Annotated in this window: 6 protein-coding genes and 1 pseudogene; 1 reads left to right on the top strand and 6 read right to left on the bottom strand. The window is 56.1% G+C overall.

Annotation, left to right across the window (positions count from 1 at the left end):
- Positions 1–9: 9 nt before the first annotated feature.
- From AB1S56_RS04165 to AB1S56_RS04150, 4 genes are all read right to left on the bottom strand, one after another.
- On the bottom strand, positions 10–1,128 hold the full coding sequence (locus AB1S56_RS04165) for an RNA-guided endonuclease InsQ/TnpB family protein (protein ID WP_367903427.1): 1,119 nt from the start codon (positions 1,126–1,128) through the stop codon (positions 10–12).
- A gap of 26 nt (positions 1,129–1,154) precedes the next feature.
- Complete coding sequence (locus tag AB1S56_RS04160; protein ID WP_367903426.1) at positions 1,155–1,544, bottom strand: hypothetical protein; 390 nt, start codon at positions 1,542–1,544, stop codon at positions 1,155–1,157.
- A 22-nt stretch (positions 1,545–1,566) separates the two neighbouring features.
- Positions 1,567–1,914 (bottom strand): hypothetical protein, encoded by a 348-nt coding sequence (locus tag AB1S56_RS04155; protein WP_340873439.1) that lies wholly within the window; start codon positions 1,912–1,914, stop codon positions 1,567–1,569.
- A 272-nt stretch (positions 1,915–2,186) separates the two neighbouring features.
- Positions 2,187–3,641, bottom strand: a complete 1,455-nt coding sequence (locus AB1S56_RS04150) for an FAD/NAD(P)-binding protein (protein ID WP_340873438.1) — start codon at positions 3,639–3,641, stop codon at positions 2,187–2,189.
- Positions 3,642–3,975: 334 nt separating this feature from the next.
- On the opposite strand from AB1S56_RS04150, the gene AB1S56_RS04145 reads away from it, so the two are divergent.
- Positions 3,976–5,088 carry a hypothetical protein gene (locus tag AB1S56_RS04145; RefSeq protein ID WP_340873437.1) on the top strand — a complete coding sequence of 371 codons (1,113 nt, stop codon included), beginning with the start codon at positions 3,976–3,978 and terminating at the stop codon, positions 5,086–5,088.
- A gap of 329 nt (positions 5,089–5,417) precedes the next feature.
- On the opposite strand, the pseudogene AB1S56_RS04140 reads toward AB1S56_RS04145, so the two are convergent.
- Together AB1S56_RS04140 and AB1S56_RS04135 are read right to left on the bottom strand one after the other, a co-directional pair.
- A pseudogene (locus AB1S56_RS04140) lies at positions 5,418–5,627 on the bottom strand (zinc-ribbon domain-containing protein); the annotation flags it as partial.
- 161 nt (positions 5,628–5,788) lie between these two features.
- Entirely contained in the window at positions 5,789–13,822 is an 8,034-nt protein-coding gene (locus AB1S56_RS04135; protein ID WP_340873435.1) for an S-layer homology domain-containing protein, read from the bottom strand.
- Between the last annotated feature and the right edge of the window lie 221 nt (positions 13,823–14,043).

Here is a 14,043-nt window from a genome sequence, read left to right as displayed (position 1 = left end):
CAAACCTAGTCATGCTAAGCCTGCACCTTCAAGAAGGTACTCTCTTCCCTTCAGACAGAGATTCATGGCGCCGATCCGGTCATCATTGCTTGCATATCCGCATGCCTGGCAACGAAAGCGATGCCTGCGTTTATCCCGGTTTTCTTTGGCCGTGTGGCGGCATAGGGGACACGCTTGCGAAGTGTGCTTCGGATCCACGGCTATCGCCATCGATCCTGCAAGCTTCGCCTTATACGTCACCATCTGACGCAGCTGATAGAAAGCCCACGATACCGTCACATACCGATACTTCAGCTTTGACTTTTCCGCCCTGCGGCGGATCCCTGTCAGATCCTCCAGCACAAACAGCGTATTCGCCCCATATCGGGTAACGAGTGCCTTACTTACCTGATGGTTCACATCGGTCATCCAGCGGTTTTCTCGTTCTCCGATTTGCTTCAGCCTGCGGCGGGACGAAGCCGTTTGTTTGCGTTGCAGCTCGGAACGCAATCGTTGGTAGTTGGCTCGTTTGTGTTTCAGTCCCCTTCCCCGAAAAAACAGCGTTCTCCCCTCGGTGTCATACACCGTAGCTACAAAGTTGATGCCCAGATCAATCCCTGCAACGTGTTCAATCTCCTTAAGCTCAGGAGAGGCCATTTCCTTAGACACTGGAATATGCAAAAACCACTTCTGTTTTTTGCATACCAGCTTGGCTGTACCGAATGTCCATGTGCCGTCGAAATAGGTCTCCATTCCTTTGGCTTCGAAGGGGATCTTAATGCGGCCTTGCAGCGTATTGACGGAGAATAGCTTTGCGCTTAGCGAGTAATCCCGTCTCCAGACGAGATCGTATTCCGGCTTCTTAAATTGTACGAGAGTCCAAGCATGCCCACTGCTCAAGATGGTCTTGTATTTAGCCCGTACCGTTTTCAATACCGACTGCGCCATTTGAGAACGCAGGCCCATCGCGCTGCGCAGGGTTCGATACGTCATTCGGTGCAGGGCAGACTGCCGGCGCTCGCTCGTCTCAAACACAAGGGCAGAGACAAAATTACAGCCTTGACGATAAGCGATCATCGTTTGTTGCAGGGCTATCATTTGACTTTCTGACGGTTTGATTTTGATTTTCGCCGTCACGGTAACGATCATACGTTCGCCTCCTCGCTATACTAATTTTAGCATAGTAGGGAGAACAAGAACACACCAAATATCATTCCGGCTAATGCCGGACGCCCATTCCTCCCCCGCTTATAGAAGACGGGAGTATCCTGGGCGATATTGATGAAAAAATCCCTTTCGCGCCTCTGTACTTTCTCCAGAACCACCTCGGTATCGAATTGATCCAGAATAACTCGATTCAACACCGTCTCCTCGCCATTCTGCTCTGGGATCCATTCCGGTCTCAGGAAAAACTCTGCCGAAATCCCTTCCTTCACCAGGGCAAGCGAATAGCCCTGCTGGTTAATAATGCGGTCATACACCGCCTCGCTTCGATTGTGGTACAGCCACAGCATGGTCAACATTCTCCCTGCAAGCACAACCCCAAGTCCAAGCTTCCATCTCATTCATTTTCCTCCTCTTGCCCAATCAATTATGAATCTGACTATGTCTTGACTCTGCAAGGTATGCAGCGGGAGATAGCATTAGGAAAAATATCGCGATGAAGCCCGCCCACTCAAATGCACGCCTGAACATTGCCTGCGACCAGCCATCCTCACCCAAAATCCAATATGCTACCCTGTTGCTCACGCCGATTCCATCATTCACCAAAGGAATTAAGCTTTGTGTATAGTTCTGTGAGAGACATACAAGCGCCAGCAGCGAAAAACCGGCAGACATAGCTGCCCCTAACGAGTAGGGATGCTTAGAGCCAGCTTTCCTAATGGCGATCATTGCAGTTAATACAATAAGCAAACAACCCAGCACAAAAAACATGCGCTCCCCCCCAAAAAAGAATCAGCTGTAGTGGTAACGCATGCCAGCTTCAAAATGTTGCACAACCCAGCGCCGCTTGCCAAAAACACCAAGCCAACGGCAACGTCGGCTTGGTGTTAGACACAGGCAGATAATGGCGGCTGGGCGCCACTGTGCGGGCGGCAGCGATACGAGGGATCGTTATTGCCGCGCAAAAGGGGCTAGTTGGTGCAACAGCGACACGGGATGTCGCTGCTTGGTTATCCGAAGCAGGAGAGTCCTCATCCCGGCTCTCATGAAGCCGATGATTCTAAATCGCCTTCTTGAAGGGGCAATTGGGGCGGCCATTGCCCCGTAAACTCCCGCTCCTCATAAGCGTAGAAGCTGTGCAGAATGGCTTCCCTGTCGTCCATGAACAGCTGGTCGGCAATGGCGGATACCAGTCTGGGAATGGCGAAGCGCATGCCGGAGATCGCGGAGGCGGATAAACCGCAGCTGACCATAACCGAGTAGTTGAACGCGAACAGGCCGCGCAGCCTGCGCTCCCCCTCCTCTGTACGCCCCGTAAAGCCGAAGCCAGGGGACAGATAGGGATGAGCATCCAGCATCGGGCTAGCCATGTCGGCCGGCGCTTCATAGCGGTCCCCCCAGCGCGCGATGTCGGCTTCGAGGAGACTCAGCTCGGGACGAAGCGCGGGGTCCGATACCAGGCCCGTGCTGATTATGAGGAAGTCGAACGTGAACTTCCCCTGCGGTGTCGTGACGACAACACCATCCTCCGCTATACCGGCATCCAGCCAAGGCGCTCCCAGATGCAGCCGGAAGCCTGGGAAAGCAGCGGCTCTGCCGAACGTGTCATTCGTCGGCGGCTGGTTGTGCTGGTAGAAATGCGCCATAACCGCATATTTGTCCGCGTCTGCCAGTGCAGGAAAACGCTCGATCATACCGGAGCTCTCCATTTGGCGGATGGGATTAATCCGGGGAAGCTCCTTGCGCCGGACGAACACATGGGCTTCCGCCACACCCTCAGAGAGAGCGAACTGGGCGTTGTCGAATGCCGATGCGCCTCCGCCCAGCACGGCGACCCGCTTGCCCTTCAGCCGCCCGAAATCAATTGGCTCAGAGGTGTGAGCGTACAGATGACGGGGCACATTCCTCTTAATCAGCTCCGGCACATGCCACTCGCCCCCTCCCTGAATGCCCGTGGCGAGCACCACCTTGCGGGCGAGGATACTCCTAGCCGGAGCACCAGCTCCTTCCAAGTGAAGACGGTGCAGTCCTTCCCTCACCGGCTCGATCAGCTTCAGCCGTGTTTCGTTCTGAACGGGAAGCTTCAGGACGCTTCGGTACCAGCGCAGGTAGTCCATCCAGTCGCCACGCGGTATTTTGTCCAGCTGATTCCAGCCCTCCTCGCCCCTCTGCGCCACCCACCATGCCCGAAAGGTCAAGGAAGGAATACCCAGATCAATGGATGTCAGATGCTTCGGCGTGCGGAGGGTCATCATGCGAGCATAGGTTTCCCACGGTCCCTCCTGCCCTTCGGGATTGTCGTCGATAACGAGAATGTTCGGGATGCGATCCCGCAGCAGACCAAAGGCGAGGCCAAGACCGCTCTGTCCCCCGCCCACCACTACCACGTCGTACACATGCCCCTCTTCATGCTTCAGCTCGCGCACCCAGTTCGGCCCCCCGTAGGCCAAATACAACAAATCCGTTGCCACTCGCTCGTTCAGCGCCTCTATACTCATGCGAACCAGCCCTCTCCCGTTAAAGGTTATTCTTACACCATATGCAGCCGCGATCTCATGTCATGTAATCTAACATTATTTTTATTATCTTATCGTGTTTCCCGCTGCTTTTGAAGCGTTTCGCAACTTTATAGGCAATCCGACCAAACGTTTCGAAATACAATGTGCAGAATCACTAACCCTGCAACACAGCCCGTTAATACGTAATTCCAGCCTACTGAGCAGTCTAAGGTGAAAAAAAGTCCGTTCGGGCAGCACTTTTTTCTTCGACCGATGTATGAACTGCCGCTTTCTTGTCATGCTAAAAAAAGGAAGAAAGGAGCGAGGTGCTACTATGCAAATGGTAAAGCTATGGACGGGCTTGGCGGCGCTGCTGCTGCTTCTGGGGCTGGCCGACGACGACTACGCGAGTGCCTGGCAAGCCAAGACACGCGCCGATTCCGTTGCGGAGCTCGCCGTCAAAGCGTCGCCGCATGCCACATACGCAAGCAAGCAGACACTCTCCTCGGCGTCACTGCTGACGGGCGCAGTGGAGGTCTACGATTCATCGCTGCCGTCGACGGATACCTATTTGACGATAACCAGCAAGTCTGAGGAACAAACGATGTACCGCGTCGATCCTGACGGCAACCTGCATCAAGAGGACGGCAAGGAGCTGGTGCTGAAGCCAGAGGCTAGATTGAAGCTGCTGGCCGCTTCGCAAGAGCTTCGCTCGAGGCATTACGGGGAGCTGCTCTCTTGGGAGGAAGCGAGCCATATTATTCCACGGAAAGCAAAGCTTAAGGTTATTGATCTGGAGAGCGGTCTCGTCTTCAACGCACAGCGAAGAGCAGGAAGCAGCCACGCCGACGTGCAGCCCCTGACCAAAAGCGATACGGAGATTATGAAGCAAATCTATAATGGCGAATGGAGCTGGCACCGCAGAGCGATCATAGTGGAAGCGAACGGCCGGAAGCTGGCAGCCTCCATGCACGGCATGCCCCATGGCGGCGACGGCATACCGGACAATGGCTTCAGCGGACATTTCTGCATACATTTTCAAGGGAGCGCGACACATGGGAAGGGAAATATCGACCTGGGGCATCAGTTCATGGTGGCCAAGGCAGCCGGCACACTTGACGCGTTCAAGCGAAGGATGGATCCGTATGATATGATTAACGCGTTTTTCCTCGCGAACGAATACGGCGACAGCCAGCTGATGGAGGAGCTCTTCTCGAACGCCGGCCATGAGCAAGCTTCCATGCAGCATTTCGGCGCGGAGCGCGGAACGGTCCGACATCGCTTCACAGAGAGTGAAGCTCCTCTCGAGAATATGGTGGCGGTGGATATCCCGGTGGAAACCTGCCTCATCCGCGGCGGCGCCTGCCGAGATCAGGCCAAGAGCGTATTCCACATGCGAAGGCTGTCGCCTGCTGAGCAGTGGAGAATTGATCGGATTCAGAAATGAAGACCTGTTGTTATAGGCAAAAGGAGCGGCAGCAAAGGACGTTATTTAACACGTCCAACACTGCCGCTCTTTTTTTGCTGTTTCGATGCTGGTCATTTCCCAGTCCTTGAAGCGATCCAGAAAACGAGAACAACAATCGGGATAAAAATGAACCATGGAACATGAATGGTACTCTTCGTTAGAAACGCTATAACTAACAATCCTAAGGAGCCAATAATGAGCCACAGGCACCCTCTTCCGAAGGTCTCCATCGGTGTGGAGCCTCCAGCTTCTCCTGAGGCTCCAGGAGCATAGTAGGCACGAGCATCTGTTACTGTTTTTGATACAACGGTTCCACAATATCTGCATGACCTTGCGCCATCCGGCAAGCGCTCATGACAATGTCGGCAAATGGACGGAGTTGCTTTTTTGGAATAATGCTTAGCTGCGTCTGGCGTACCTTCAATGGCTGCCGCTTTCAGAGAGCTGCCGCACACCACACATATTAACGAGCCTTCGGTGTTTGATTCCGAGCAGTTGCTGCATATCTTGACTGCCATTATGCAACACCTCCCTTTTCACTTTGTCATTACTTTAGCACCCCAACCTCCCTGTTAGGTATAAGACGCCATTACGCAGGCCAAAGTTGCAAGCTGGGCACAACCTGCCTCTACATCAAACAAGCCGCCAAGACCTAAGTCTTGGCGGCTCTATCCGTTACTTATTCGTTTGATTGCTCCAGACGCTCCAGCAGGAGAACGACCAGCTTCGCCGCTTCGGCGCGCGTGGCTAAGCCGTTCGGTACGAACCGATTGCCGGATCGGCCCTGAACCAATCCTTCGCGGAAGGCAACAGCCGCTGCCGTCCTCGCCCACTCCGGAATATCTCCATTGTCGACGAAGCCCGTCTGCAATGCGCCTGTATCCGGAAGCTCCAAAGTCCTCATCAGGATGACGACAATCTCAGCTCGCGAGATGGGCTGATTCGGTCGGAATTCCCCATTCTCATAACCCGTAATCAGACCTGCCTTCAAGACAGCCGCGATAGACGCTTTCGCCCAATCCGGAATGGAGGCGGCGTCCCGGAACGCAAGAATTCCTGCACCTGCATCCGCATCCGCACCTGTGCTTGCTCCCGTTCCCGCTTGTAATCCAAGCGCTTGGGCCAGCATCGCGGCGAACTGCGCACGCGTGACATTCGCGTTCGGTTTGAAGCTGCCATTCGGGTAACCCTTCACGAACCCTAAGCTTATCGCTTCTCGAATATAATCATAAGCCCAGTGACCTTGAATATCTGTCAATACGATCTCTTCCAATTCAGCCTCTTCGTCCTGAATGAAGGCCGCAAATTTCGTGAAATGATCGACGGTCGCGGTAATGGCATCTCCATTCACCTTCCCGCCTATGCTGATCCACACGCCCTTCTCTTCATCATAATAATAGATGGCTGCGGACTGCCCCGCTTTTGGCGCTTGCGTGAGGCGCAGCGTAATCGTAACAGCCTTGGCAAAGCGCCCTTCCACCGTCTTATTTATCTCGTACACCGCGCTGGCCAGCGTCATTCCTTCAGCTGCACCCGCATGATTCGCCCAATCGCTCAGCTGCTCGATCCAGACGGTGAAAGGAACGTTCATGGCGCCTTGCGGCACAATCACCTCAGCGCGTCCCATTGCATCCGATACGGTGCCGCCCTCGCCCGCTCCAAGCTCAAGCTTGCCGTCTCTCGATTGCTTGCCCTCGCCGTCTGCCGAATGACCCGGCACGACAGGGCCTGGTCCCGGACCTGGACCCGCTCCTGAGTTGCCCCGCACAACAGCCAGCTCATAATACCTCTTGGCCAAACCATCCTCGGAGGTGACCACGATCAGCACCGTCTCCTCGACAATCGGAACGGTACTCGCCGAGCCTTGCTGCACAGCAGATCCATTGACTCGAATCGTCGCCAGCGAAGCTCTGGCCGATGCCGTTATTCGCAGCTCGTCGACGCCCTCAGGCACCGTCAGCTGATATTCGGATCGATTCGGCTGGAAGGAAGAGGACAGCGCATACCCTTGAACTTGCAACGAGGACAGATAGGCATCGGATGCCCCCTCACGTTCTGCAACAGACACGCTGCCTCCTGAGAAGAAGTTGCCGCTTCCGTCGACAACTCGGTTCGCAGCAATCTGAACCTGCATAGCAGGCAGGCTGTACGACGGCAGCTTGCCGTTCAAGCTTAGAATGACACTGCGGCCGTCCGTGCCGTATTGCACCAGCTCGACGCCGCGCGGTGTTCCCGTCAGCGTGAAATCCGAATGAGACAGGCGGCTGTTCCTATTCAGCGACTCGTCAAATTGCAGCTTAATTGTACTGCCGCCTGCTTCCGCTTCAGCCGACAGCAGAACCGGGCTTGCCGAATCCGCGGACTCCACCGTGACGTCCCCTGCATAGTCCGCTTCCATCATGACGCCCGCATAGCTGAGGACATAGTCTTCGCGCACGCGAACCGTCAGCTGCTCGCCCGGCGTAACGGCATTCCCGCTGGTGAACCGGAATTCACGAGCCAGCAGCACGCCCTCTTCGTCCAACTGAGCATCAACAGCCCTCAGGGTTCCGCTCAAGGCCGTTCCATCCAGACTAATGGACACGCCTTCTTCCGCCAGCGCTTGAACCGACACATATTTGCTGAAGATGATTGTTGTCTCCGCCCCTTCGTTGTCCGACACCGCTCGGACTTGCGCGACGACAGGAGCCTCATACGAAACCATCGGAATATTGACGTCGAAGTGCGGCGGCGGCACGGGCAGCTCCGCGCTGCGGGCCGTCTCGTAGCCGTTCTTCTCGTAGACAACCTGCCACTTGCCTGGCGGGACGTCCCAGCCGTATTTGCCAAGCGCGTCCGTTGTCTGCGGATTGTGTTGGCCATACCATTCCGCGTCCCAAGGGACATAGCGGCTCAGCTCCGTATCCCAGTAGTAGACCGTTGCGGTCGCCCCTTCGATACGATTGTCAGGGAAAGTCTCGTAGACGTAGCCGCTTGGATCGTAGATCCAGACCGGCAGCGCGGTGGGATTGCCCAGATTGATCTCCGATACATCCCCTTCCCCGTCCGGATCGCAATTCGCTTCGGCGGACTTGTTCACGCGGTCCTTGAGCCGGTTCATACGTTGGTCGACATTGGCGTCCAGCGCAGCGCCGATGCCCATGGTAAGTCCCAGCAGCGCTAACGATCCGCCGAACGTGGCGGGAGCAAGCACGGCGCCCGCAATCATCATGCCCCACTTGGCGCCCTCTATGCTGATTGCGTGAGTCGCAAGCTCCTCGATCTGGCCGCCGTAATAACCGGCCATGGAAGGATTGCATTCGGCAATACGATCTGCCAGATTGCCGAGCTGTGACATTTTATCCGCCACTTGTCCACGGCCATCCACCGCGTTTTTGGTGTCAAAGATTTGTACGCCACCCTTGCCGATCTGGCCGACCACACTTTTTTCGTTCCACAATATATTGGTCGTCGCCTTCACCAGGCTTCCAATCGCATTGGCGTTGGCCACGCGCACCAAGCCCTTGCGCTGCAGCGAAGGCTGGCCGACGATCGACGCGAATACCCCCGCCATATTCGTAATCTGGCTCTCTGGCACATACGAAGTAACGATCATTCGATATTCGCTGCCGTCTTGTATGAGCTCATAGGTTGTGCCATAAGCTTGAATGCCCAGCTTCTCCGCTTCTGCAATCTCTGCGGCCGTCGGCGTATACCCGCTGTTCCGCTGCAGCTCCATCTCAATCTCGTAAGTCAGGTCATTCGCCTGCGGCAATCTCAGCTCGATCGAGCCTGCAAGCGTCCCTGGCGATGTCTCCGCGAATTCCTCCTGAGAGACGATTTCGTAATCCCTCATCGCTGGGGGCAGCTCGGATTGCAGCGCCTCCAGGCTGTTGATATCCTGCAAGCCCTCATCCACCCGGTCAAACGTGACGTAGACGGACTCCGTCATGTTCCAGCCGGATTGCATGCTCGCGTAATAGATGCCTTCACGCAGCTCGCCTGTCGCAGAAAGCAGCCTCTCGCCGTCGCGAATATGAACCTGCACGTTCCGCACCTTGTCTGGATGGTTGAATGCTACCTCGAAGCCGAACATACTGCTTGGCACAACGACGTAAGGGAAACGAACAGGGCCCTGTGACACATCGAGACTGATTCGCCTGCCGTCCGTCTGTTCAATCGTCAAGCCTTCGATGACGGGGCGATCTGGATCATAATGCACACGGGCGGCTGGCGACCTCAGCTTCGTGCCGTTCTGCTCCATTTCCGCATGGACGATGTACACCTTCTCCCCTTGAGGATTCGGAACATGAACCTGCAGCTTCCAGAATCCACCTTGAGACGCTTTCGCATGGCCGAGCAGCGCGCCCGACGCATAGACGGAAACCTCTGCTCCCGCTGGCGCCTTCCCGCTAAGAGACCACTCCAGCGTGTCTACGGCATCGGGCGCCTCAAGCGTCACGGGCTCATGAACAAGCGTAACGACCCCGATGAGCTCCGACTTGTCAGCGCCATGAACCACCTTGCCGCTGACAGACAGACGGGCTGCAGCCGAATCCAGCACCTTCAAGACATACGTAATCGTCCCCTTCTGTCCACTGTTCAGATGGCCAGCCTCGACAATGAGACCGCTGCCCTCCGTCTCATAGGCAGCCGGTTCGCCATCCAGCGAAACCGAGCCGGCGACAAGCTCCGTGCCTTCCGGAACGCCAAGCAGGAATCGGGCATTATCGGCTTGCGCCGTCGCCTCGTAAGACAGACGGATCTTAGTTGTCTGACCCGCCGACAGCTCCGTCGGGTAAGCGGTCAGCAGATTGCCTGCCTTGCCTTCGAACACCGAAGCCTCCTCTCGAAGCTGCAGGTCGCCCAACTGAATATCTCCCATACCCTGGGCTTGGAAGACTCGTTCTGCCTTTCCGGCATTGGCTTCCACAACAAGCTTGAATGTTCCGGCTTCCTCCATCAGGAAGGTGAAGCTGCTGTGGTTTTTGCTAATATACCTGGCATGCTCCCAGGCTCCGGACTGATTCTGCTTCAGCAGCTCTCCCCACCAATAGCCGATCTGGTGGTCCTCCCACTTCGCCGGAGGCTTAAGCTTGCCGCTTACCTTGTAAGCATTCTGCTCCAGACGGAGCTCGATCTCCGTATAGCCATCCGCCTCAAGCACGGCGGTCGCCGACGCTCGCCCAAGGCCGCCCTCTACTCCATTTGCCGTGACCGTAATCGACGATCCAGTCGGGGCAATCAGATCGACCAAATCTGAGGTTACTCCCCTTCCGTCTACGTTCACACGCAGATGGATGGCGGTCGTCCAGTCAATCGGCAGCGGGCCCTGCCATTGCCCGCCTTCATATTTGGTATACAGGTTAATTTTCAGCTTGTGGCGGACATTGGGTGTAAACTGATGATCCACTACACTCGGCCCGTTTACCGTGATTGTTTTTTTGCCGGTTTCGTACTGATTAGCTTGGAAAAAAAGTTCTGTTTCCCCTAAATAAGCCGGAATGGAATAATGGCCCTGGCTGTCCGTTACCGCTGCGCGAGACAGCAGCTCGCCATCCACCGTCTGCTTTAATACAACGTCCACTCCTGAAAGACCTTGGCTGTTTTCGTTCCGCACCGTCCCGGTAATGGTCGCGACCGCCCGTAGAGGGAGCTCCAGCAACTTCTGATTTACCGCTTGATCCAGCACTATCCTTACAGCTTCATGAGACTCATACTTGAACGGCAGCTGAAGCGCCTCGACCGTTACTTCCTGAACCTCCCAATCCCAATCCATCACCGGCAATCTGCCGTCCGGCCCAGTCTTGAGCGTTAAGTAATTGCCGTTGTCCCCCGTTAAGGAGATGAGACGGTCTGCCACAGGCCCGTTATCGTCTCGGACCGTCAGCTCCAGCTTCTTGTAAGGCACAACCTCAATCGTCTGCTCGACGGTCAAGCCCGACTTCAAGGCTTGAGCCGCAACCTGATCCAGAAGCTTGCCCGTATGGCTGAATAGTCGGATTCCTCCGCCGGCGCCGGACTTCAGCCGATCGTATACCAGCGTTGCAGCCGTCACATCGCTGTCAATTCTCTGCGACTGGGACGAAAGCGACGCTGCGCTGTACACGCTTGCCTTATAATTCAACAGGCTTCCTTCCGATTGCAAATGAAGGAGCAGCTTCGCCGCATTCATAATCGGCAAGCCTTGCGCCGATACACGGCTAGACTCATGCCCCGACTGCGCAGTCAGCTTCGCCTCGACCTGTATCAGCTTCTCTACGCCTTCCGCGAAAGTGAACGTACCCGTATACTGTCCGGGCGTGGTGCCGCTCTCTGTCATCGGCACAAGAAGCTCCGCCTGTCTCGGGGTCTGAATCTCTTGCCCGTTCTCATCCAGCCATGTGGAATATACAGCCTTCACAACCACCGTTCTGCCGGGCTGTCCCGTTACCGTAATGGTCTCGCTGCTGCCGATAGCTGCAACGCCTCCGTACACGGAGGCACGGGAGACTGTTACGCCGCCGATCTCAAGCGCCGCCGTGCGGACCTCTGCTGGCTGCGTCTCATATACCAGCTCATCCGCGCCATCGTAGCCTTGGACCCTATACGTATAATCGCGGGACGGCTCAAGACCGGCTACAACAAACTCGGTTTCCCCTTCGTTTGTCTCGGCAGCCAAGGCTGACGGCTCCGAAGTGGCTCCACCCCATATCTCGTATCGAGCAGCCGCATCCCCCTCCGTCCAGCTCAGCCGGACATCCCCATTCGGCAGGGCTTCCGCCGTCAAAAGTCCGCCCTCCGGATCGGTTGCCGCCAGCGTGCGAAGCACGATGGACAGCGGCAGGCTCTCCCGCTGTGCAGCGTCTAAAGCAACAACCTCATAGAGGTATTCCGTATCCGGCTGCAGCTCGGTATCCGTCGCAGTGGGCACCGTCGTTTCCTTTACAAGCGTGCGAGTCTCAGGAGCGCCGGGCGCTGCTCGATACAGCTTATACCCCGTCACCGCCACGTCATCCCGCGCGGCCGGCCATGTAAGCGTCACGCTGGAGGACGTAATCTGCCGCTTCTCGATTACGGCATTCTCCTCCCAATAAGGCTCCTCCACGTCTTCCTTCGGCTCCAGAGACGACTCCGGACCATCTTGACTCGTATGGTACAGGCTGTTCACCGCTTCAACCCGATAATACACACCGGAGGGGTCGTCTGGCGGAGCCGCTACTTCATAGGTTGTGCCTGTAACGTAGCCTAGAAGCTTCTCCACGGCATAATAGTCACCCAGCTCCGGATGCGGCATCTTCTCGTATACCTTGTAGCCCAGCACCCCAGGCGAAGTGTTCTCCGCCCAAGACAGCACAATGCCACTATGCTGTCCTTCCTGGATTATCAATTCCTTGTCGTTCGGCCATACAGGGAGCTCATCCCCGCCCCGGATCGCAACGTAAGGATACATGGAATCGACGTAAGCGAAGCCGCCGCCGCCAAGCTTTGGCGACAGACCGTAGGCGGCATGCTCCAGACCGCCCAGATTCGTCAGCTGATGCTGCTGAATATCATAGATGTAAGGCACTTGCACGTTATATTGCGATTCAAATGCCATCCCCGCCCGCAAATTCGTCGCCTTGGACACAAAGCTGATATAACGTCCGTCGGGACTTATATCCGGCGTGTAGCTGTCATCGTTACCGGACTGACCGCTATCCCCGAGACTCACCAGATCAAGCTGGTCCAGCCCGTCTTCACCCAGCTGTATGAGGTAAATATCCTTCCGCTCATTCATGTCGGATGGGATAACATCCGTCGAAGACTCTAACACGATGCGGGTTCCGTCCGCGCTGATTGAGGGATTCCCGTAAGCGCCCCAGCTATCCGAATAAGCTGTATCCGTCAGCTTGACCTTCCCTGTGCCGTCCGCTCCAATCCGGTACACATCCGCTCCCAACTGGTCCCGCTCATAATCGTACCGTTCGCTGACGTAGACCGCATAGCTCCCGTCCGCGCTGATCGCGGGCTGCGAGGCCTGACCGTCCTCCGGATCGCTGATCATAACCGTCGTCCGGCTGCTCAGCTCATGCGCGTAGATTTGCCAGTTGTACTTGTACTGATCCTGCTCCCCCGCAAGATTGCCCGCCTCCGATTCGAAGACGATCGTCTCGCCGTCGCCGCTTATGGCCGCATTTTGGCTGAAATAATCCGCAGGCTCGCCCACCGAATTGACACTGACGAGCGTCATAGACTTCGAGCCTCTGTCATAGACATAGACGCGTCTGAAGTTATCGGGTGACAGGGGATCGAGCCCGCTGATGCCTTCCTCCTCGATCAAATTCGTGGCAATGGACTGAAACGCAATTCGCTGTCCGTCATCGCTGATGCTCGGCCTCTCGCTGGATTCGTTCGCCACTCCCTCCGGTTCCGAGCCAACCGCGTCGATCAGCTCGGTTCTCCCGGTCAGCCGGTCATGCCAATAGATGTGCGATAATCGGTACATCCCTCCGTCATTAAGCCGCGCATCCATATCGGTGCCGGTCGCCTCGAACACCATATAACGGCCATCCGGCGTTATATCGACCGCGCTGGCCGAGGGGTACACCTTACTCCCGTCCGTAGACAGATCCACCTTCTCGCTGATTGTCCAAGAAGCATCAGCTGCCGCTTCCGCCGCAACCGCTCTCGCCGCCTGCCCTGCCGGCAGCAGAAGCTGCATCGTTAACGCGGCGGCCAATAGCGCCGACAATCTCGCCATACCTCTCTTCACGCTTGTTCCTCCCTCTCTCGTTCTCACTCTTGCTACATGAGCATTATAAGAGGGGCCGTCTTACAAACACCTTACAAAGGGCGCGGCTATCTAAAAAAACCACATGGAGCGCTGAACACTCTCATGTGGCAGGTCATCATCTAAAAAACAAAATGCTACTCCATCCATATCCATATGGGATCGACTTCGTCATCGTCTCAGCCGAGCTTCTAACGGTCGTT

It is taken from the genome of Paenibacillus sp. PL2-23, assembly GCF_040834005.1.
Lineage (GTDB): Bacteria > Bacillota > Bacilli > Paenibacillales > Paenibacillaceae > Pristimantibacillus.
Note: the sequence above shows the minus strand (reverse complement) of the source record. Positions and strands in the feature narration are given on the sequence as shown.

What these genes read in the sequence shown, in the direction of transcription:
- AB1S56_RS04165 (WP_367903427.1), bottom strand. Translation starts at nt 1,128, where the DNA reads ATGATCGTTACCGTGACGGCGAAAATCAAAATCAAACCGTCAGAAAGT.
- AB1S56_RS04155 (WP_340873439.1), bottom strand. Translation starts at nt 1,914, where the DNA reads ATGTTTTTTGTGCTGGGTTGTTTGCTTATTGTATTAACTGCAATGATC.
- AB1S56_RS04150 (WP_340873438.1), bottom strand. Translation starts at nt 3,641, where the DNA reads ATGAGTATAGAGGCGCTGAACGAGCGAGTGGCAACGGATTTGTTGTAT.
- AB1S56_RS04160 (WP_367903426.1), bottom strand. Translation starts at nt 1,544, where the DNA reads ATGAGATGGAAGCTTGGACTTGGGGTTGTGCTTGCAGGGAGAATGTTG.
- AB1S56_RS04145 (WP_340873437.1), top strand. Translation starts at nt 3,976, where the DNA reads ATGCAAATGGTAAAGCTATGGACGGGCTTGGCGGCGCTGCTGCTGCTT.